The organism is Dactylosporangium sp. NPDC050588, assembly GCF_040654975.1.
GTDB classification, from domain to species: domain Bacteria; phylum Actinomycetota; class Actinomycetes; order Mycobacteriales; family Micromonosporaceae; genus Dactylosporangium; species Dactylosporangium maewongense.
In genome coordinates, this window is sequence record NZ_JBFAJA010000026.1 from 88,076 (window position 1) to 105,506 (window position 17,431).

Sequence of the window (17,431 nt, forward strand, 5' to 3'; positions counted from 1 at the left end):
GCGGGACGGGTACGGTGTTGCACGTGTCGAGCCCGCAGGAACACCTCGTCGCGCAGCTCGCCCGGATCAAGGAGCTCAGCGGGCTCAGCCTGCGCGCCCTCGCGACGAAGGCGAGCCTGAGCAGCTCGTCGCTGTCGCGGTACATGTCGGGCCAGCTGGTGCCGCCGTGGGAGGCCGTCGTCGCGCTCTGCCGGGCGGTGGGCCGCGACCCGCGCCCGCTGCGCGCCGTGTGGGCGGAGGCGGCCAAGGCCGGCGCCGCTCCCCCGCCCCGCCGCAACGACCTGCCCGCCGACCTGTTCGACTTCACCGGCCGGGAGGCGGAGTCGGCGCTGGTCGAGCAGCTGCTGCGCACCGCCGGCGCGGTCGCCGTCGACGGCATGGGCGGGGTCGGCAAGACCAGCCTCGCCGTGCACGTCGCGCACCGGGTCGCCGGCGCGTACCCGGACGGTGGGCTGTACCTGGACCTGCACGGGTTCACGCCGGGGCAGGAGCCGCTCGACCCGCCCGCGGCGCTGGGCCGGCTCCTCGCCGCGCTGGACGTCACCCACCCGCCGGCCGGCCTCACCGAACGGGCCGCGCTGTGGCGCTCGGAGCTGTCCCGCCGGCGGGCGCTCGTCGTGCTCGACAACGCCGTCGACGCCGAGCAGGTGAGGCCGCTGCTGCCCGGGGCCGGGAAGTCCGCGGTCCTCGTCACCAGCCGCAACCGGCTCGTCAGCCTCGACGGCGTGCCGCCGGTGTCGCTCGAACCCCTCGCCGACGGCGACGCCGCGCGACTGTTCGGCCGCGCGGCCGGGCTCACCGCCACCGAGGAGGACGCCGTCGGCCAGGTCCTCCAGCAGTGCGCCGGGCTGCCGCTCGCGCTGCGGATGGCCGGCGCCCGGCTACGGCACCGGCCCGGCTGGACGGTCGCGGTGCTCGCCGAGCGGCTGCGCGACGCCACCGGCCGGTTCGACGCGGTCTTCGGCATGTCGCTGCAGCAGCTCGACCCGGACCAGCGGCGCGTGTTCCGCCTGCTGGGGGTCCTTCCCGGCGCCGACTTCGACGCCTCGACGGCGGGCGCCCTGGCGGGCCTGCGCTCCGGCGTCGGCGCGGTCCTCGACGAGCTCGTCGACGCGCACCTGCTGCAGGAGGTCGCGCCGGGCAGGTTCCGGATGCACGACCTGATCCGCCAGTACGCCGCGGACCTCGCCGCCGACGAGGAGCCCCAGGCGGACGCCGCGCTGCGCCGCGCCCTGGACCACTACCTGGCACAGGCCGTCGCCCACGAGCGGACCCTGCCCTCGCCGCACCGCCCGCGGCCCGAGCCGGGCGACCCGGCGCGGGCGATGGCCTGGTTCGAGCTGGAGTACGTGAACCTGGTCGCCTGCGTCGACGCCGCCGTGCGGATCGGCGCCGACGAGGTCGCCGCCGGGCTGCCGCAGCTGATGCGGGTGTACTTCTTCCGCCACCGCGGCACCGACGACCAGGCCCGGCTGCTGGAGGCGGCGGCCGGTGCGGCGGGCCGGCTCGGCCGGGAGCGGGAGCGGGTGGCGCTGCTGTCGGACCTCGGCTTCACCCGCGCCGCCGCGGGCCGGCTGACCGAGGCCATGGCCGCCTACGAGCAGGCCCAAGCCGCCGCCGCGGACGACGACGAGGCCGCCGCCGGGCTGGCGCTGCGCACCGGCATGGCCCACCGCGACCTCGGCGACCTCGAGGCGGCGCGAACGCAGCTGCGGCGGGCCGGCGAGCTCTTCGAGAAGCTCGGCCGGCCCGCGGGCCAGGCGCAGGCGCTGGCCATCGACGGCTGGGTGACGCTGCGGCTGGGGCGGCCCGCCGAGGCGGTCGAGCTCGCGCGGGCCTCCGTCGCCCTCGCCGCCGGCCCGGGCCGGATCACCGGGCTCGTGACGCTCGGCCTCGCCACCGGCGAGCCGGAGGAGGCGCTGCGCACCCTCCAGGACGCGCTGCGGCTCGCGGAGGAGCACGACCTGGCGCACAACCAGGCGCTGTGCCACAACGCCCTCGGCGTCGCGCTGCGCGCACAGGGCTCGCTCGACGAGGCCCTGAAGCACCACCGGCGCGCCCTGGAGCTGCTCGAACCGCTCGCCGAGGTGCAGCTGGAGCTCGACTGCCGGCACGCCTACGCCGAGACGTGCCGGGCCGCCGGGCTGCGCGACGAGGCCGCCGCGCAGCTCGAACGGATCCTCGCCGTCGCGCGGGACCTGGCCCGGCCGCACGACGAGCAGCTCGCGCGTGCGGCCCTGGCCCGGTAGTCACCGCTGGAAGTACTCGCCGTTCCAGGTGTACCGGATCTCCTGGCCCGACGCCGTGGCCAGCGTCAGGACGCCGTTCGCGAGTGACCAGTCCGACACGGTCGTGCCTGCGGGCGGCCGGACGGCGTCGACGGCGCGGAACGACCCGTCGGTCTGCCGATCGAGCACCGCCACGAACGCCGCGCCGCCGCGGTGCAGCCACGACTCGACGGTGCCGACGGCGGCGTCCATCTCCCGCCCCACGTCGGCGACCGGCAGGTCGATCAGGTGGTGCAGCACGACGGCCCGCCGCTGGTCGGCCGGCAGCCGGCGCAGGGCCGCGACGAGTGCCACATGGTCGGGGCTCAGCGCGGGGACGTCGGTCGTGCGCTCCCGGCCGAGATACGCGCGGGCGACCCCGCCGCGCCGCCACCGGGACGTGGCGAGGTTGGCCGCGACCCGGCGGATCCAGGCGAGCGGGTCGTCGTCCGTGAGACGTCGCCCCAGCGTTGCCAGGCGCGGCAGAACGCTTCCTGGGCGAGGTCCTGCGCCTCGGCGAGGTCACCGGCGAGCGCGTAGACCATGGCGACGACGTCGCCGTAGCGTGCGTCGTAGAGCGCGTCGAAGTCGGCCGCGGCGGGCGGCGGCCGGTCGGAGGCGCGGCGGTCGTGCTCGGGCATGTCACGTCACACGCTATGCCCGTCTATCCGGTTGCGGCCTTCCCCGCCGCGTCGTCCACCGTGTGGTTCGCGGTGCCTTCGACGGCCCGGCGGGCGTGGCGCAGGCTCAGCACGACGGTGGTCAATAGGACGAGCTCGCCGAGGTTGCCCAGCCACGGCACCGCGAACCCGGCCGCCGCGGCGGCGAACATCGCGACGGCCCCGGCGAACAGCCACGGCCACCCGTCGCGCCGCCACAGCACCACCCCGATGCCGATGAGCACGAGGATCACCACGACCGCCGGCACCGGCGGCCCGGCCGCGTTGTCGTTGACGTAGCGGAGGGTGTCGGCGTGCCGCTCGGGCACCAGCCGCAGCCGCACGACGTCGGCCCAGATCCCGAGCCCGACCAGCACCGCCGCGAGCGCCGTCAGCGCCCTTCGCCCGCCCCTCGCCAGCCCGGCCAGCCCCGCCCCGACCACGATGAGCAGCGGCGTGAACAGTGCGTGCCCCACGAACCGCCCCGCGTTGAGCCCTTCGAGCGCATCCCCTTCACCGACGAACCGGCCGGCCGCGATCACCGCGTTGTCGTAGACGAGCGCACCCGCCACCACGACGACGAGCCAGGCCCGCAGCCGCGCCGCCACCACCCCGGCACCGACCATGCCGACCGCCAGCACCGCGAAGATGAGTGACACCATGCCGGACCCACCGTTTCACTGATAGAAACACAGTTCCACTCACGGCAACGTACGGCCCTTCGCCGGGACCGGTCAATCACTTCCAGGCATCGAACTCGCTGAGAACGTCCGGGACCCGGTCCTGGGGCGTCGTCAGAGCTCGGCGCGAAGCTCGGCGCGGCCGGTGTCGGCGTCGAAGGGCACCGACGCGTGCTCGTGAACGATCGTCCAGGCCTCGCCTCGGCGGCGCAGGCAGCTCGTCGCGCGCACCCACATGCCGACCTCGGTGCCGTCCCGCATCGTGCCGCTGATCCGGACCAGGAAGTGGCAGAACGCGACGTCGGCGCCGGCGGTGATCTCGAGGTCCCGGATCTCGTGCCCGATCCCCGTGCGGTACGACGCGATCCACCGCTCCAACCGGTCGGCCGGGTCCTCGCCGCGGCGGACGAGCGGGCCGACCGCGTCGAACAGCACGAGGTCGTCGTCGTAGCCGGCGGCCGCGGTGGCGGCGTCCCGGCGGGCGAAGGCGCGGGTGCGGGTCTCCAGCAGCGCGCGGATCTGCTGCTCGCTGCCGGCCGTCATCGCTGGGCCACCTGACGGCCGAGGGCGTCCAGCCAGTCGCCGGTGCCCTGCTCGCGCCACTCGGGCTGTTCCTGGTCGTCCAGGAAGGTTCCCTGCTCGGTGAGCACCAGGCGGGTCCCGTCGCCTTCGCGGGCGAGCTGCACGGTGGTCAGCGACACGGTCGACAGGACGCTGCCGGTGAACAGGGCCGTGGTGTACACGATGCGCTCGTCGGGGACGATGTCGTGATATTCGCTCCTCGCGACGAGGTCGGTCCCGGCGCCGCCGTGCACGGCCTCGGTGCCGCCGACCCGGAAGTCCAGCGAATACCGCTCGTCCTCGGCCGCGAACCACTTCGCCTTCGTGTCGCGGTCGGACCAGGCCGCGAAGACCGTGGCGGGCGCGGCGGCGTAGGTCCGCTCCAACGTGAACGTGCTGTGCTTCACCGAGTGGTCGGTCATGATCCTGGCTCCTTGTGCTCGTCGTCGAGGACCGCGCCGAGGCGGTCCAGGCGGTGCTCCCATGTCGTGCGCTGGCGCTGCAACCACGCCTCGGCGTCGCGGAGGCCGGCGGGATCGATCTGGCAGGTGCGGACCCGGCCGGCCTTCTCCGACCGCACCAGCCCGCTGTCCTGCAGCACCTGGAGGTGCTGGACCGTCGCGGCGACGGTCACGCCGAGCTGGGCGGCCAGCTCGCTCACGGTCGCCGGGCCGCGGGCCAGTCGCTCGATCACCGCCCGCCGGTTGCCGTCCGCGAGCGCGTGGAACACCCGGCCCGTCGCCCCCGCCTCATGCTTAAGCATGCACTTAACCGTAGCCGCCTGACCGGCAAAGCTCAAGTGACGGCTTAAGTTTTTGGTCAAGCGTCCCGGCGGTGGAAGACGTACGCGGCCGCAGCGACGGCGAGCAGCGTGCCCGTTGCGACCGCCGTGGTATCCGGCGCGTAGGTGGTCCGGAGCAACGGGCCGACGTAGTACACGACGAGCAGCAGCACCACGGCCGCCTCGGCGCGCCGGACGAGGGTGCCGGCGGCCGCGGCGAGCAGGGTGGTGAGCGTCAGGTGCGTGGTCGAGTGGAGGGCGACCAGCGCGGCGACCGGCAGCGTCACCGCGGCCAGCGCGACGACCTTCGCGGCGTACAGGGGCAGCCGGCGCGGCATGGCGAGGAGGGTCGCTCTGATCTGGTCCCCGCCCTGGTGCTCGGAGGCGGTGGCCAGGACGCCGAGCACCAGGAACCCCGCCTGGACGTAGCGGACGGGCTGCGCCGCGTCCAGGGACGCCAGCAGGAGCGCGACGGCGACCGTCAGCAGCACGGTCAGCCGCAGCGACGGCAGCGTCAGCAGCTTGCGCAGCTCGGCGTGCAGGAGCGTCAGGAGTGTCACGGGTCGCGCCGGTGGAAGAGCGCGGCGCCGACGGTGAGGAGGGCCGCGATCCACGCCGTCATCACCAGGCCGGCGGTGACCGGGGCGATTCGGACCGGGAAGTCGGGCGTGTGGAGGAACATCTGCGCGCCGACGATGTCCGGCAGGTACGCGGCCGCGTCGGTGACCTTCGTCAGCAGGTACGACACGGAGACGACGGTGCTGTTCACGATGAGGAACGTGAGCGGCACGATCCCGTTGCGCGTGATGAGCGTGATGGCGAACGACAACAGGGCGATCAGCGTCCAGTACAGGACGGCGGCGGCGACCCGGCCGGGCGCGGGCGCGGACACCCGGTCGCCGTGCAGGGCCTCGGTGAGCGTGAGCGCGGCGGCGGCGGTGACCGCGGCCTGGGTCGCGGCGACGAGGACGAGCGCGGTGGTCTTCGCGGCGAGCAGGCGCAGCCGGCCCGGGACGGCGGCGAGCGTCGCGGTCAGCTGGCGGGCGCGCGGGGCGTCGTGCCCGGTGTTGGTGTATTCGCTGCTGATGATGACCACGCCGAGCACCATCGGGCCGATGAGCCCGACGCCGAGGTCCTGCAGTCCCAGGTCGGACGTGTCGGTGATGGTGCCGTCGTCGATGCTGCGGCGGATGTACGGCGCGTTGAGCAGCACGATGACGGGTGCCAGCAGGGTGCCCAGGACGATGCCGATCCAGGCGGTCGGCAGGCCCAGCAGCTTGCGGACCTCGGCCGCCACCGCCCAGCGGAAGGCGCTCACCACGGCGCGCCCGCGGTGGCGGTCAGGGCCAGGAACGCGTCCTCGAGGGTCGCGTGGTCGCCGGTGACCTCGGCGAGGCCGCCCTGCACCAGGATCCGCCCCTGGTGGATGACGACGACGTCGTCGGCGATCTCGGCGAGCTCGCCCATCAGGTGGCTGGACAGCAGCACGGTGCCGCCCCGCGCGGCCCGGTCCCGCAGGAACTCGCGCATCCACCGGATCCCGGCGGGGTCGAGGCCGTTGACGGGCTCGTCGAGGACCAGCACGGCCGGGTCGCCGAGCAGGGCGGTCGCCAGGCCGAGCCGGCGGCTCATGCCGAGGGAGTAGCGGCCGGCCCGCTTGCGGGCGTCGCCGGCGAGGCCGACGACCTCGAGCACCTCGTCGGCGCGCGACACCGGCAGGCCGTTGCTCACGGCGACCCAGCGCAGGTGCGCGCGGGCCGTCCGGGCGCGGTGCGCGCCGCTGCCGTCCAGCAGCGCGCCGACGACGGTGAGGGGGCGGTCGAGCGCGCGGTACGGGCGGCCGCACACGAGCGCGGTGCCCTGCTCCGGGCGGTCCAGCCCGAGCAGGACCCGCAGCGTCGAGGTCTTGCCGGCGCCGTTCTGCCCGAGGAACCCGGTGACGCGTCCGGGGCGCGCCTCGAACGTGACGTCGTGCAGGACCCGCGCCCTGCCCTTGCGCTTGCTGACGCGATCGATCGTGATCATATGCCGAGTCAACCGGGGCGTCCGGCCGCGGGCATCGGGCCCGGCTCGGATCGTCGCGGCGGCGTGCGACCGTGGGCCGTCAGACCCTGGTCTGAGCACTACAGTCGGCGGCGTGAACGCCCATCCGCGTCCGTCGGGACGCTCCAGCGTCTTGCCGGTGCTCGTCATCGTGGGCATGGTGCTGCTGGCGGCGATGTGCACGGTCGGCGGGGACGGCCCGGGCCGGGTCGTGCTGCCGTGGGCGATGGTCGGCGCCGCGCTCGCCGCCGCGGCGTGGGCGGTGCGCCGCGCCCGCGCGGACCGGGCCGCCTACGAGTCGCGCCTGACCGCGTGGGCCGCGTCGGAGGCGGTGCTCGCCGAGCGGCTGCGGATCGCCGGCGACCTGCACGACATCGTCTCGCACGGCCTGGGGCTCATCACGGTCCGTGCCGCGGCGACCCGGCACCTGCCGAAGCCGGCGGAGGTCGAGGCGGCGCTCACCGACATCGAGGACGCGAGCCGGCACGCGACCGCGGAGCTGCGGCGGATGCTGACGGTCCTGCGCGAGCCGTCCGCCGCCGGGCTGCGCGCGCCGCTGGACGGCCTGGACGACCTGCCGGCGATCGTCGACGGCGCGGCGGTCGCCGGCCTGCGCACCCGGCTCACCGTCGACCCGGCGCTCGGCGCGGTGTCGCAGGGCGTGCAGGTGGCGGTGTGCAAGACCGTCCGGGAAGGGCTCAGCAACGCCGCGCGGTACGCGGGCCCCACCGACGTCCGGGTGGCCGTGCACCGCGACGGGCGGTTCGTCGTGGCCGCCGTGACCGACGCCGGGCCGTCCGACCCCGCGTGGCGGGCGTCGCCGGGCGCCGGGCACGGCCTCGTGGGCCTGCGGGAGCGGGTGACCAGCCTCGACGGCACGCTGACGGCCGAGCCGGTCGACGGCGGCTTCCGGGTCGCCGCGCGGATCCCGGATGACGCGGCATGACGTACATGACGGATATCGCGGACATCAGGGTCATGCTGGTCGACGACCAGCCGCTGCTCCGCCACAGCCTCGCGATGATCATCAACAACGAGACGGGTCTCCGCGTGGTCGCCGAGGCGGGTGACGGCGCCGACGCCGTGGCGCAGGCCCGCGCCGCCAGGCCCGACGTGATCCTCATGGACGTGCGGATGCCGCACCTCGACGGCCTGCAGGCGACCCGCCGCATCTGCGCCGACCCGTCGCTGGCCGCGGCGCGCGTGCTGGTGCTGAGCATGTTCGAGCTCGACGAGTACGTCTACGAGGCCCTGCACGCGGGCGCCTCCGGCTTCCTGCTCAAGGACGCCCGGCCCGCCGAGCTGATCGAGGCGATCCGCCGCACGCACCGCGGCGAGTCGCTCTTCGCGCCGTCGATCCTGACCCGGCTCGTCGCGCACTACGTGGCCGCGCCCCGCCCGGACCGGCCGACCGCGGCGCTGCGGCGGCTCACCGGCCGCGAGGTCGAGGTGCTCACGCTCATCGGCGGCGGGCTGTCCAACGACGAGATCGCCACCGCGCTGTCGATCTCGGTGAAGACCGTGAAGTCACACATCACGCACCTCATGGCGAAGCTCGCGGCGCGGGACAGGGCCCAGCTGGTGATCGCCGCCTTCGATGCGGGTCTGGTACGGCCACGCTCCTGAAAGCGCCGCGAAACGGGGTCGCGCGGGGTTTGGCTGTAGCGGTACAGTCCGGCCATGACCTTGGCCGCTCCGCCGCGCCAGCGGCCGCTCAGTCGTGCCCTTTTACCGCTCGGGCTGATGTTCTTCGCCGTCGGCATCTCCGTCGCCGTCGTCTTCCCGTTCCTGTCGCTGTTCCTGAGCACGGCCGTGCACGCGGACCCCGTCCAGGTCACCGTGTTCCTCATCGCGTCACCGCTGACCGGCGTGCTGGTCTCCTCCGTGGTCGGCCGGGTGTCGGACCGGTGGCCGATCCGCCGGAAGATCCTGGTCGGTGCCGCCCTGTTCGGTGTCGTGGGCAGCCTGGTCGCGATGTTCGTCCGCGACTACTGGGTGCTGTTCGCGCTGTGCATGACCGCCTACGCGTTCGCCGGCTCGCTGTTCCCGCAGTCCTTCGCGTACGCCCGGCAGATCCTCGAGCGGGACAGCCCCGGCCAGGCCGCGATGGGCATCAGCGCGCTGCGGACCGTGTTCTCCCTCTCGTGGGTCGGCGGCCCGGCGCTCGCCGCGGTGCTGCTGGACGTCGGTGGGTTCCGGCTGGTGTACGGGCTGGCCGCCGCCACGTATGCCCTCGCCGCGCTGATCGCGGTGGTCTGGCTCGAGGAGGTGGAAGCGCCGGCCCCTTCGAAGACGGCGGAGCCTTCGGCCGACGCGGCGGCGGAACCTTCGGCCGGGCCGGAGGGGCCGCGTTGGGTGCTGTGGCTGACGATCGTGGCGTTCGTGCTGATGCAGGTGCCGATGACGCTCGGTGTGCAGGCGCTGCCGCTGTACATCGAACAGGACCTGCACAGCGATGCGTCCCGGGCCGGTCTGATCCTCGGCCTGTGCGCCGCACTGGAGATCCCGCTGATGCTCGGCCTCGGCGCGCTCACCACCCGCTTCAAGCTGCAGACGCTGATCCTCATCGGCGGAGCGTGCGGGACCGCCTACTACGCGATCGCCTGGGTCGCGCCCAACCTGTGGGTGCTCGCCGCCGGGCAGGTGGTCAACGCGCTGTTCATCTCCGCCATCTCCGGCGTCGGCATCACGTACGTCCAGAACCTGCTGCCCGGCCAGCCGGGGCGGGCCACCACGTTGTACACCAACACGTTCCCGATCGGGTCGGTCGTCGCCGGCCCGTTGTTCGGCGTGGCCGCGCACTTCGGCTACCGGTCCGCGTTCGGCATGAGCACCGCCCTGATGGGCGCCGGGTTCCTGCTGCTCGTCGTCACCGCCATGTGGGTCCGGCCGTCACGCGCCGCAACGTACCCGACACGGTAATGCGGGACGAGCGGGCGCGCGCTACCGTTCCGAGCCATGAGTTCCGTTGCACTGGCGGAGGAGCTGCTCCTGCTCGCCTACGATGACGACACCGGGAAGGCCACCGGCTCCCACATCGGCCTCGACCTCGGCATGGCCGCGGGCGTCCTGGTCGACCTGGCGCTCGCCGGGCGGCTGGCATACGCCGGGGGGATGATCGTCGTCGTCAAGGACGCGCCGACCGGCGAGCCGATCGCCGACGAGGTCCTCGCCCGGGTCGTCGGCGACACGCCGCACACCCCGGCCTCATGGCTGCAGCGGCTCCGGCACGGCCTGCGCGACCGGGTCCTGGCCGACCTCTGCTCCCGGGGCATCCTCACCGACGTCGACGAGGTCCAGCTCGGCTTCATCCACGTGCACCGCTATCCGATGGCCGACGCGACCGTGGAGACCGAGGTGCGCGCCCGCCTCGGCCGCGCCCTGACCGGCGACGACGTCCCCGACGAGCGGACCGCGGCCCTCGCGGCGCTGGTCGCGGCGGCGCGGATGGAGCCGGCGCTCTACCTGTCGGGCGACGAGATCGCGGCGGCGCACCGGCGGCTGGAGGAGATCAGCGACAACGCCGGCTTCACGGGCACGGTCAGCATGGAGGAGTCCTCGATCCGCCCGTCGGTCGCGCTCGTCGTCAGCGTCCTCGTCCAGGCCATCCAGACCGCGCTCGGCACCGCCCGCGCCTGACCCCCGCTCGTGACGGCGGGCCGCCCGGCCCGCCGTCCGGCCCTGTGGCAGCATGTCCGGGTGCGTCACGTGTCCGACGACCAGCGCCGGGCCCGGCTCGCGGTCCGGCACGCGCTCGCCCCGGACTTCAGGGTGGCGACCCCCGAGGCCGTCACCGGGGCGATGACCGTCCTGCACGCCACCGAGCCCGCCACGGTCCACCTGTCGTGCCAGGCCCGGACCACGGACCTGGCCCCCGCCGACGTGGACCGCGCCCTGTACCAGGAACGGACCCTGGTCAAACAGCTCGCGATGCGCCGGACACTCTTCGTGTTCCCGCGCGAGCTGCTCCCGGCCGCCTGGCCGAGCGCGTCCGCCCGGGTCGCCGCCGGCGAACGCACCCGCCTGGTCAGGGACCTCGTCGCCACCGGCACCACCACCGACGGCGACGAATGGCTCGACCGCGCCCGCACCGAGGTCCTCGCCGCGCTCGCCGTTGCACCCGACGGCCTGCAGCCGACCGAGATCCGCCGCGCCGTACCGATGATCGACATCACGCTCGACATCACCACCGCCGACCCGCGCGTGTCGACCCGCGTCCTGACCTTGCTCGGCGCCGCCGGCGACATCGTCCGGGCCGCCAACGCCGGCGGCTGGCACCTGTCCCGCCCGCGCTGGACCCTGATGTCGTCGTGGCTGCCCCCGGCGGAGCACGTCGTGGCGGCGGACGGCTACCGCGAGATCGTGCGGCGCTGGCTCTTCACCTTCGGCCCCGGCACCGAGGACGACCTGGTCTGGTGGCTCGGCGCCACCAAGGGCATCGTCCGTGCCGCCCTCGCGGCCCTCGGCGCCGTGCAGGTCTCGCTCGACGGCGGCGGCACCGGCTGGCTCCTGCCCGACGACCTCGACGACCTCCCCGACCCCGGCCCGTGGGCCGCCCTGCTCCCCGTCCTCGACCCGACCGTCATGGGCTGGCGGCACCGCGACTTCTACCTCGGCCCGCACCGCGCCGGCATCTTCGACCGCCGCGGCAACGCCGGCACCACCGCCTGGTTCTCCGGCCGCGTGGTCGGCTGCTGGACCCAGGACCCCGCCGGCGTCGTGCAGCTCCGCCTCCTCGAGGACGTCCCCGCCGACGCCCGCCGCCTGCTGTCCGCCGAGGCCGACCGCCTGACGCAGTGGTGCGCGGGCTTCCGCGTCCCGACCATCTACAACTCCCCGGCCATGCGCGCCTGACCGCCCCGGGTACCGTGTGCCGATGGGGGAAGCGGTCAACGTCATCGATCTCGACGAGCCCGCGGAACGGTCCGTGCGACCGTCGGTGGCCGGGCGGTGGCGGCGCCGGGTGCCGGTGAAGGCGGTGGCGCTCGTGGTGCTCGGCCTGCTGGTCGGGGGCGTCGCCGGTCAGCGGTGGGAGGCCGCGCGGCAGGAGGAGCGTCAAGCGGCGGAGGTGTCGCTGTTCGCGACGGTGGCCGGGCTGGAGGCGATCCGGAGCGACGGCGAGCGGCTGACCATCGAGGGCACCGCGGCCGTGCTCAACGGCGGGCCGAGGCCGGTCCAGGTGGCCGGCGCGGGCGTGGTCGCCGACGTCATGGTCTGGGGCGAGCACCGGATCGAGCCGGGCGCGGCGGGCTGGTTCCGGGTCAGCGCCACCATCACCTGCACCGACGACGCCGCGAGCCGGCCGCTGCGGGTCGGGCTGGTGGCAGTGACGGAGGACGGGGTCCGACGCCCCGTGACGACCACGATCCAGCTGAACGGCACCAGCTGGCAGGACCAGGTGAGGCGCGGCTGCCCACGGCGGTGACCGCCCGGATTCCGGCGCCGCCCTGGTGCGGATGCTTGTGGCCGGGGATTTGTCGGGCTGGCGGCGTGGGGGCTGGGTGAGGTCGGCGGCGCGGGGTACATATTTTTTCGCCGGGGTGTCTGACGGTGTCGAGAACGGGGAGCCGGCTCCGTCCCAGGGGGACAACCGGTCGAGAACGAAGGAGCACACCGTGAAGTACCTGCTGCTGAAGCACTACCGTGGTGGACCGGCGCCGGCGGTCGACTACCCGCCGATGGATCAGTGGGCGCCGGAGGACGTCGACGCGCACATCCAGTACATGCGCGACTTCGCGACCAAGCTGGAGAAGTCCGGTGAGTTCGTCGAGATGCAGGCGCTGTCGCCCGAGGGCGCGTTCGTGCGGCACGACGGGGAGGGGCGGCCGCCGGTGACCGACGGGCCGTTCGCCGAGACGAAGGACCTCATCGCCGGCTGGTACGTCATCGACGTCGAGTCGTGGGACCGGGCGCTCGAGGTGGCCGGCGAGCTGTCCGCCGCTCCCGGCCCGGGCGGCAGGCCGATCCTCGAGTGGCTGGAGGTCCGGCCGTTCTACACCGAGCTGCCCTCGGTCGGCGAATGAACGAGTCCCTGCTGCGGGAGCTCGTGCCCGCGGTGATCGGTGTCCTCGTCCGGCGCGGAGCGGATTTCGCGTCGGCCGAGGACGCCGTGCAGGAGGCGCTGATCCGGGCCTTGAAGCTGTGGCCGGACGACCCGCCGCGCGACCCGAAGGCCTGGCTCGTCGCCGCGGCGTGGCACAAGTTCGTCGACGCCGCCCGCTCCGAGGCGTCCCGGCGGGACCGGGAGCTGGCCGTGCAGGACGAGCCGCCCGCCGGGGCGGTGCCCGGCAGCGACGACACGCTCCGGCTGTACTTCCTGTGCGCGCACCCGTCGCTGCCGCCCGCCGCGGCCGTCGCCCTCACGCTGCGCGCCGTGGGCGGGCTGACGACGCGGCAGATCGCCCTCGCCTACCTGGTGCCGGAGGCGACGATGGCGCAGCGGATCAGCCGCGCGAAGCGCCGCATCGCGGGGCAGTCCCTCGACCGGCCCGGCGACCTGGGCACGGTGCTGCGGGTGCTGTACCTCGTGTTCAACGAGGGCTACAGCGGCGACGTCGACCTGGCCGCCGAGGCGATCCGGCTCACCCGCCAGCTCTTCGCGCTGACCCGGGAGCCTGAGGTCGCCGGGCTGCTCGCGCTGATGCTGCTGCACCATGCGCGGCGCGCCTCCCGTACCGGCGCCGACGGCCGGCTGGTGCCGTTGAGCGAACAGGACCGGTCCCGCTGGGACACCGCCCTCATCGCCGAGGGCGTCGAGATCCTGCAGGCGGCGCTGGCCCGCGACCGGCTCGGCGAATACCAGGCGCAGGCCGCGATCGCCGCCCTGCACGCCGACGCGCGCAGCACGGAGTCGACCGACTGGGTGCAGATCGTCGAATGGTACGACGAGCTGCTCCCGCTCACCGGCGACAGCCCCGTGGTGCGCCTCAACCGGGCCGTCGCGGTCGGCGAGGCCGACGGCCCGCGGGCCGGCCTGGCGGCGCTGGGCGGCGTCGACCCCGCCGTCCCCCGGTATGCGGCGGTGGCGGCCCATCTGCACGAGCGCGCCGGCGACCTGGCCCGCGCCGCGGACCTCTACGCCGAGGCGTCCCGCGCCGCGACCAGCGTCCCGGAGCGCGACCACCTCACCCGCCAGGCCGCCCGCGTCCGCCACCGCCGCTGACCGGCCGTCAGCCGTTGGCGATCACGAAGTGGAAGTCCTGCACCGAGACCTTGCCGGACGCTTGCGCGGTCCCGGCTCCGATCAGTACCGACGCCGCCGCCGCGACCAGTGCGACGGCGGCCACGCGTGCCCATCTGCGATGCATGTCGTGCTCCTCAGTGTTGATCTGGTTGTTCCGGCCCGCCACGGTACGAACGCCGCCGGTCGCCCGCACCACAGCTGATCAACATCCGACTGCACGCCCTGCCGTGCAACCGCTCGGGCGTCTCAGGCGTCGCCGCGGCTGCCGTACGCGGGGCCGAACACGACGAGCAGGGCCAGGTCCTCGGTCACGTCGGCGAACCGGTGTTCCTCGCCCGCCGGCACGAACACGACCGACCCCGGGCCCACGTCCGCCGACCCGCCCGGCGTGACGATCCGGGCCCGGCCCCTGGTGACCACGTAGATCTCGTCCTCGGTGTGCGGGCTCTGGTCGTCGAGCCCGCCCGCCGGGATGCAGTACGTCCCCACCGACAGGTCCCGCACCCGCAGGTGCTCCACCCAGTCGTTGGCCGCCCCGGTGGGCGCCTTCCACTCCCCCGCGCCTTCGATGATCCGCATCCCGGCAGCGTAGATCGTGGCGGTGGTGGGTCAGTGCGGGTCGGGCACGCCGGCGAAGGTCGAGGGCACCGAGAGGCTGCGCCATCTGGGGAGGGGCCAGCAGGTGACGAACGCGCGGCCCACGACGCGGTCGACGGGGACGGTGCCGCTGGAGGCGCCGAGGTGGGCGCGGGAGTCGGCGGAGGCGCTGCGGTGGTCGCCGAGCACGAACAGGCGGCCGGCGGGCACCGTGACGTCGAACGGGGTCATGGACGGCTCGTCGCCCGGGTAGAGGTAGTCCTCGTCCAGGGCGGTGCCGTTGATGGTGACGCGGTGCTTGTCGTCGCAGCACTTGACGCGGTCGCCGGCGACGCCGATGACGCGCTTGATGTAGTCCTCGTCGGGGCCGGCGGACCACGCGGCCGGCGGGCGGAAGACGATGATCTCGCCGCGCTCGGGGTCACGGAAGCGGTACAGCGCCTTGTTGACGAGCACCTTGTCGTCGATGATCAGCGTCTGCTCCATCGAGCCTGACGGGATGAAGAACGTCTGGACCAGATAGGTGCGCACGACGATCGCCACCAGCGCCGCCACGACAAGCATGACGATGTTTGCCGTCCAGCGCGACCGCCTGCTCTTCACGTTCCCCGTTGCAGGCACGGCCGCAGCGTACATCGTCGATGCCAATGGATCTGCCCGGCACTGGCGGCGGTCGTTGTGGCGTTGGCGACGCGGCTACGTTCAGCACGCAGATCAATACATTCGGTGACAGTGCCGGCGCGGGGCCGGGGCCGCCGCGCCGGGTGTGCAGGGCTTGCTACAGGTCGAACTCCGCCGGTGGGATGCCGACGGCGAAGCAGGCCTCGCGGACCGCCTTCTTCTCGTTGTCGTCGAAGTTGCCGTCGGCGCCGCCGATGATGATGCCGATCTGGATGACGGCGCGGGCGTGGTCGGGCTTCGACTTGAGCTTCGCGATCGTGGCGATCGCCTCGACCTTGCCGAACTCGAAGTCGCGGACCAGCCGGTCGGCGTAGAAGGCGAACTTCTGCCGCAGCTCGTCGGGCGGGAAGACCGCCAGGATGTCGTTGCTGGTGATGACGCCCTCGGTGCGCTGGCGCTCCGACGGGTCGATGCTGCCGTCCGCGGCGGCAATGAGCGCGCACATCGCCATGCTCGCGTTGGCGAACTCCTTGCTCTTGAACTGGCCGGCCCGCGTCTTGAGCTGCCCGCTCATCTCCTGCGTCCGGCTCTTGAGCTGGTCGAAGAATCCCATGCTGCCATCCCCCATCGTTCGAAGCCCCCGCCGGGAAGCCTACCCGCGCCGCCTGACAGAAAGCTGCGAGCGACCGGCGGCCCGAACAGGCGTCACCCCGTACCGGCGACGCTGCCGCAACATGGGAACCTCTGTGGACAATTAGCGACATTTCACCCACATGTGAGGTTGACCGTTGAGATCAGCGTGCCGGGTATCTCGTCGCCTGATCGCCGGTACCGTCGAGGGTGTGGGGTGGCGGCTCGTGGGGGCGGGCGCGGCGACGCTTGCGGTCCTCGCCGGCGCCGCGGTCACGATCGCGGTCACGGCTCGGCACAGACCGGCCGGCGGACCGGACGGCCGAGACGTGCTGTGGCGGCGCATCCCCGATGCCTTCGCGGCGCCGCCGGGTGCCACCGTGAGCGCGGTCCTGCTGTACCCGTCGGCGGACGGCTGCTTCTCCGCCACCGGAATCGTCGACGCCGGAATCCGCCGGCACGTCGGGTTCTGGGTCGCCGCCGGGGCGTGCGACACCGTCCGGCTCGAGTGGCCCGTGGAGGTGCCGCCGACGAACCCTCAGATCACCCAGCGCGAAACGGTCGTGGACGCGACCGACCTGGACGGCAACGGCACCTGGCTGACGGTCGCCGCCGCCACCGCCGGCGACCGTGCGTGGGGCGACACGACCCTCGGCGGCCCGGCCGGCGGGGTGTCCGGCCGGCTCCGCGAACCCCCCGACGGCCGTGGCGACGTGCCGGTGGCCGCCGGTGCCATCCACGGTCAGTACGCGGTCGTCGGACGGCACGGCGACGAGCCGACGGTGTACCTGTCGCCCAGCGGGAGCCACTGGTGGGACCGCCCGCTGCCGCTGCCCGGCACCGGCCCGGCGGAGCCGCTCGGCGTCGCGGGCGCGCCGGACGTGTTCCGCCCCGAACGCTCCGCCTTCGACATCGGCCCGGGTGTCGTGGTCGGCCGCGCGGGCGGCACCGCCGTCATCTGGTCCAGCGCCGACGGCGGCTTCACCTGGCAGGTCCGGGCGCACCCGGAGGCGGCCGAGCTGACCGGCGTCGTGCACGACGGCTCGGCGTTCGTCGCCACCGGCGCCGGCCCGGGCGGCGACGCCGTGGTCCTCACCTCCGCCGACGGCGTCACCTGGCAGCGGGATCCCCGCACGGTGCCGGCCGGCGCGAGGCCGTTCCGTTCGGTGTACGCGCTGCGCTCACCCGCTCGGCCGGAGTTCGATCTCGGCGGCCCGCCGGCGCCACCGCCGTCCGTCTACGCCGTCAGCGCGGACGGTGAGTGTGCCACGGTGTGGCGGCGCGACCCGGACGCCTGGGTGGCGGAGCCGCTCGGCTGCCACGGCGTGCCGACGTCCCTCGCCCAGCTCGCCGACGGCCGCGTCGCCGCCATCGGAGGCACCACGCTCTGGCTGCGCACGCCGTAAGAC

Annotated in this window: 23 protein-coding genes; 10 read left to right on the plus strand and 13 right to left on the minus strand. The window is 74.1% G+C overall.

Annotation, left to right across the window (positions count from 1 at the left end):
* Positions 1 to 23 precede the first annotated feature (23 nt).
* On the plus strand, positions 24 to 2,249 hold the full coding sequence (locus AB0I21_RS19870) for a tetratricopeptide repeat protein (RefSeq protein WP_360562978.1): 2,226 nt from the start codon (positions 24 to 26) through the stop codon (positions 2,247 to 2,249).
* Here AB0I21_RS19870 and AB0I21_RS19875 read toward each other — a convergent pair whose 3' ends face one another.
* The 9 genes from AB0I21_RS19875 to AB0I21_RS19915 form a co-directional block, all read right to left on the minus strand.
* Positions 2,250 to 2,582, minus strand: coding sequence for a sigma factor-like helix-turn-helix DNA-binding protein (locus tag AB0I21_RS19875; protein WP_360562980.1), 333 nt, complete (start codon positions 2,580 to 2,582; stop codon positions 2,250 to 2,252). It abuts the gene before it with no gap.
* A gap of 11 nt (positions 2,583 to 2,593) precedes the next feature.
* A complete protein-coding gene (locus tag AB0I21_RS19880) occupies positions 2,594 to 2,908 on the minus strand; it encodes a sigma factor (protein WP_360562981.1) in 315 nt (104 codons plus the stop codon).
* Between the two features lie 23 nt (positions 2,909 to 2,931).
* Complete coding sequence (locus AB0I21_RS19885) at positions 2,932 to 3,588, minus strand: hypothetical protein (protein ID WP_360562983.1); 657 nt, start codon at positions 3,586 to 3,588, stop codon at positions 2,932 to 2,934.
* Between the two features lie 132 nt (positions 3,589 to 3,720).
* The gene (locus AB0I21_RS19890; protein ID WP_360562985.1) at positions 3,721 to 4,149 is read right to left on the minus strand and encodes a nuclear transport factor 2 family protein; all 429 of its coding nucleotides are present in this window, start codon (positions 4,147 to 4,149) and stop codon (positions 3,721 to 3,723) included.
* Positions 4,146 to 4,589, minus strand: coding sequence for an SRPBCC domain-containing protein (locus AB0I21_RS19895; RefSeq protein ID WP_360562987.1), 444 nt, complete (start codon positions 4,587 to 4,589; stop codon positions 4,146 to 4,148). Before AB0I21_RS19895 ends, AB0I21_RS19890 begins: the two co-directional genes overlap by 4 nt.
* Entirely contained in the window at positions 4,586 to 4,930 is a 345-nt protein-coding gene (locus AB0I21_RS19900) for a metalloregulator ArsR/SmtB family transcription factor (protein WP_360562989.1), read from the minus strand. Before AB0I21_RS19900 ends, AB0I21_RS19895 begins: the two co-directional genes overlap by 4 nt.
* 56 nt (positions 4,931 to 4,986) lie before the next feature.
* Positions 4,987 to 5,508: a hypothetical protein gene (locus AB0I21_RS19905; RefSeq protein WP_360562991.1), complete on the minus strand. Its 522-nt coding sequence runs from the start codon at positions 5,506 to 5,508 to the stop codon at positions 4,987 to 4,989.
* Complete coding sequence (locus AB0I21_RS19910) at positions 5,505 to 6,266, minus strand: hypothetical protein (RefSeq protein WP_360562992.1); 762 nt, start codon at positions 6,264 to 6,266, stop codon at positions 5,505 to 5,507. Before AB0I21_RS19910 ends, AB0I21_RS19905 begins: the two co-directional genes overlap by 4 nt.
* The gene (locus tag AB0I21_RS19915) at positions 6,263 to 6,973 is read right to left on the minus strand and encodes an ATP-binding cassette domain-containing protein (protein WP_360562994.1); all 711 of its coding nucleotides are present in this window, start codon (positions 6,971 to 6,973) and stop codon (positions 6,263 to 6,265) included. Before AB0I21_RS19915 ends, AB0I21_RS19910 begins: the two co-directional genes overlap by 4 nt.
* A 112-nt stretch (positions 6,974 to 7,085) precedes the next feature.
* Between AB0I21_RS19915 and AB0I21_RS19920 the strand changes: the two genes are divergently transcribed.
* The 8 genes from AB0I21_RS19920 to AB0I21_RS19955 all read left to right on the plus strand — a co-directional run bounded on the left by AB0I21_RS19920 (position 7,086) and on the right by AB0I21_RS19955 (position 14,153).
* A complete protein-coding gene (locus tag AB0I21_RS19920; RefSeq protein WP_360562995.1) occupies positions 7,086 to 7,937 on the plus strand; it encodes a histidine kinase in 852 nt (283 codons plus the stop codon).
* Between the two features lie 32 nt (positions 7,938 to 7,969).
* Entirely contained in the window at positions 7,970 to 8,617 is a 648-nt protein-coding gene (locus AB0I21_RS19925; protein WP_354894664.1) for a response regulator transcription factor, read from the plus strand.
* Between the two features lie 54 nt (positions 8,618 to 8,671).
* On the plus strand, positions 8,672 to 9,913 hold the full coding sequence (locus tag AB0I21_RS19930) for a sugar efflux transporter (protein ID WP_360562997.1): 1,242 nt from the start codon (positions 8,672 to 8,674) through the stop codon (positions 9,911 to 9,913).
* Positions 9,914 to 9,949: 36 nt separating this feature from the next.
* The gene (locus AB0I21_RS19935) at positions 9,950 to 10,630 is read left to right on the plus strand and encodes a GPP34 family phosphoprotein (protein WP_344499812.1); all 681 of its coding nucleotides are present in this window, start codon (positions 9,950 to 9,952) and stop codon (positions 10,628 to 10,630) included.
* 60 nt (positions 10,631 to 10,690) lie between these two features.
* A complete protein-coding gene (locus AB0I21_RS19940; RefSeq protein WP_360562999.1) occupies positions 10,691 to 11,845 on the plus strand; it encodes a winged helix DNA-binding domain-containing protein in 1,155 nt (384 codons plus the stop codon).
* Positions 11,846 to 11,867: 22 nt separating this feature from the next.
* Positions 11,868 to 12,416 (plus strand): hypothetical protein, encoded by a 549-nt coding sequence (locus tag AB0I21_RS19945; protein ID WP_360563000.1) that lies wholly within the window; start codon positions 11,868 to 11,870, stop codon positions 12,414 to 12,416.
* Positions 12,417 to 12,606: 190 nt separating this feature from the next.
* Positions 12,607 to 13,014 (plus strand): YciI family protein, encoded by a 408-nt coding sequence (locus tag AB0I21_RS19950; protein ID WP_360563002.1) that lies wholly within the window; start codon positions 12,607 to 12,609, stop codon positions 13,012 to 13,014.
* Positions 13,011 to 14,153, plus strand: a complete 1,143-nt coding sequence (locus AB0I21_RS19955; protein WP_360563003.1) for a DUF6596 domain-containing protein — start codon at positions 13,011 to 13,013, stop codon at positions 14,151 to 14,153. Before AB0I21_RS19950 ends, AB0I21_RS19955 begins: the two co-directional genes overlap by 4 nt.
* 7 nt (positions 14,154 to 14,160) lie before the next feature.
* Here AB0I21_RS19955 and AB0I21_RS19960 read toward each other — a convergent pair whose 3' ends face one another.
* The 4 genes from AB0I21_RS19960 to AB0I21_RS19975 all read right to left on the minus strand — a co-directional run bounded on the left by AB0I21_RS19960 (position 14,161) and on the right by AB0I21_RS19975 (position 16,005).
* The gene (locus tag AB0I21_RS19960; protein WP_360563004.1) at positions 14,161 to 14,298 is read right to left on the minus strand and encodes a hypothetical protein; all 138 of its coding nucleotides are present in this window, start codon (positions 14,296 to 14,298) and stop codon (positions 14,161 to 14,163) included.
* Between the two features lie 122 nt (positions 14,299 to 14,420).
* Positions 14,421 to 14,753, minus strand: a complete 333-nt coding sequence (locus AB0I21_RS19965; RefSeq protein ID WP_360563006.1) for a cupin domain-containing protein — start codon at positions 14,751 to 14,753, stop codon at positions 14,421 to 14,423.
* A gap of 30 nt (positions 14,754 to 14,783) precedes the next feature.
* Entirely contained in the window at positions 14,784 to 15,335 is a 552-nt protein-coding gene (gene lepB / locus AB0I21_RS19970) for a signal peptidase I (RefSeq protein ID WP_360563048.1), read from the minus strand.
* 214 nt (positions 15,336 to 15,549) lie between these two features.
* Positions 15,550 to 16,005, minus strand: a complete 456-nt coding sequence (locus AB0I21_RS19975; protein ID WP_360563007.1) for a TerB family tellurite resistance protein — start codon at positions 16,003 to 16,005, stop codon at positions 15,550 to 15,552.
* 229 nt (positions 16,006 to 16,234) lie between these two features.
* Between AB0I21_RS19975 and AB0I21_RS19980 the strand changes: the two genes are divergently transcribed.
* Positions 16,235 to 17,428 carry a hypothetical protein gene (locus AB0I21_RS19980; protein ID WP_360563008.1) on the plus strand — a complete coding sequence of 398 codons (1,194 nt, stop codon included), beginning with the start codon at positions 16,235 to 16,237 and terminating at the stop codon, positions 17,426 to 17,428.
* Positions 17,429 to 17,431 lie beyond the last annotated feature (3 nt).

What these genes read in the sequence shown, in the direction of transcription:
- AB0I21_RS19880 (WP_360562981.1), bottom strand. Translation starts at nt 2,908, where the DNA reads ATGCCCGAGCACGACCGCCGCGCCTCCGACCGGCCGCCGCCCGCCGCG.
- AB0I21_RS19885 (WP_360562983.1), bottom strand. Translation starts at nt 3,588, where the DNA reads ATGGTGTCACTCATCTTCGCGGTGCTGGCGGTCGGCATGGTCGGTGCC.
- AB0I21_RS19890 (WP_360562985.1), bottom strand. Translation starts at nt 4,149, where the DNA reads ATGACGGCCGGCAGCGAGCAGCAGATCCGCGCGCTGCTGGAGACCCGC.
- AB0I21_RS19895 (WP_360562987.1), bottom strand. Translation starts at nt 4,589, where the DNA reads ATGACCGACCACTCGGTGAAGCACAGCACGTTCACGTTGGAGCGGACC.
- AB0I21_RS19900 (WP_360562989.1), bottom strand. Translation starts at nt 4,930, where the DNA reads ATGCTTAAGCATGAGGCGGGGGCGACGGGCCGGGTGTTCCACGCGCTC.
- AB0I21_RS19915 (WP_360562994.1), bottom strand. Translation starts at nt 6,973, where the DNA reads ATGATCACGATCGATCGCGTCAGCAAGCGCAAGGGCAGGGCGCGGGTC.
- AB0I21_RS19925 (WP_354894664.1), top strand. Translation starts at nt 7,970, where the DNA reads ATGCTGGTCGACGACCAGCCGCTGCTCCGCCACAGCCTCGCGATGATC.
- AB0I21_RS19930 (WP_360562997.1), top strand. Translation starts at nt 8,672, where the DNA reads ATGACCTTGGCCGCTCCGCCGCGCCAGCGGCCGCTCAGTCGTGCCCTT.
- AB0I21_RS19935 (WP_344499812.1), top strand. Translation starts at nt 9,950, where the DNA reads ATGAGTTCCGTTGCACTGGCGGAGGAGCTGCTCCTGCTCGCCTACGAT.
- AB0I21_RS19945 (WP_360563000.1), top strand. Translation starts at nt 11,868, where the DNA reads ATGGGGGAAGCGGTCAACGTCATCGATCTCGACGAGCCCGCGGAACGG.
- AB0I21_RS19955 (WP_360563003.1), top strand. Translation starts at nt 13,011, where the DNA reads ATGAACGAGTCCCTGCTGCGGGAGCTCGTGCCCGCGGTGATCGGTGTC.
- AB0I21_RS19960 (WP_360563004.1), bottom strand. Translation starts at nt 14,298, where the DNA reads ATGCATCGCAGATGGGCACGCGTGGCCGCCGTCGCACTGGTCGCGGCG.
- AB0I21_RS19965 (WP_360563006.1), bottom strand. Translation starts at nt 14,753, where the DNA reads ATGCGGATCATCGAAGGCGCGGGGGAGTGGAAGGCGCCCACCGGGGCG.
- lepB (WP_360563048.1), bottom strand. Translation starts at nt 15,335, where the DNA reads ATGCTTGTCGTGGCGGCGCTGGTGGCGATCGTCGTGCGCACCTATCTG.
- AB0I21_RS19975 (WP_360563007.1), bottom strand. Translation starts at nt 16,005, where the DNA reads ATGGGATTCTTCGACCAGCTCAAGAGCCGGACGCAGGAGATGAGCGGG.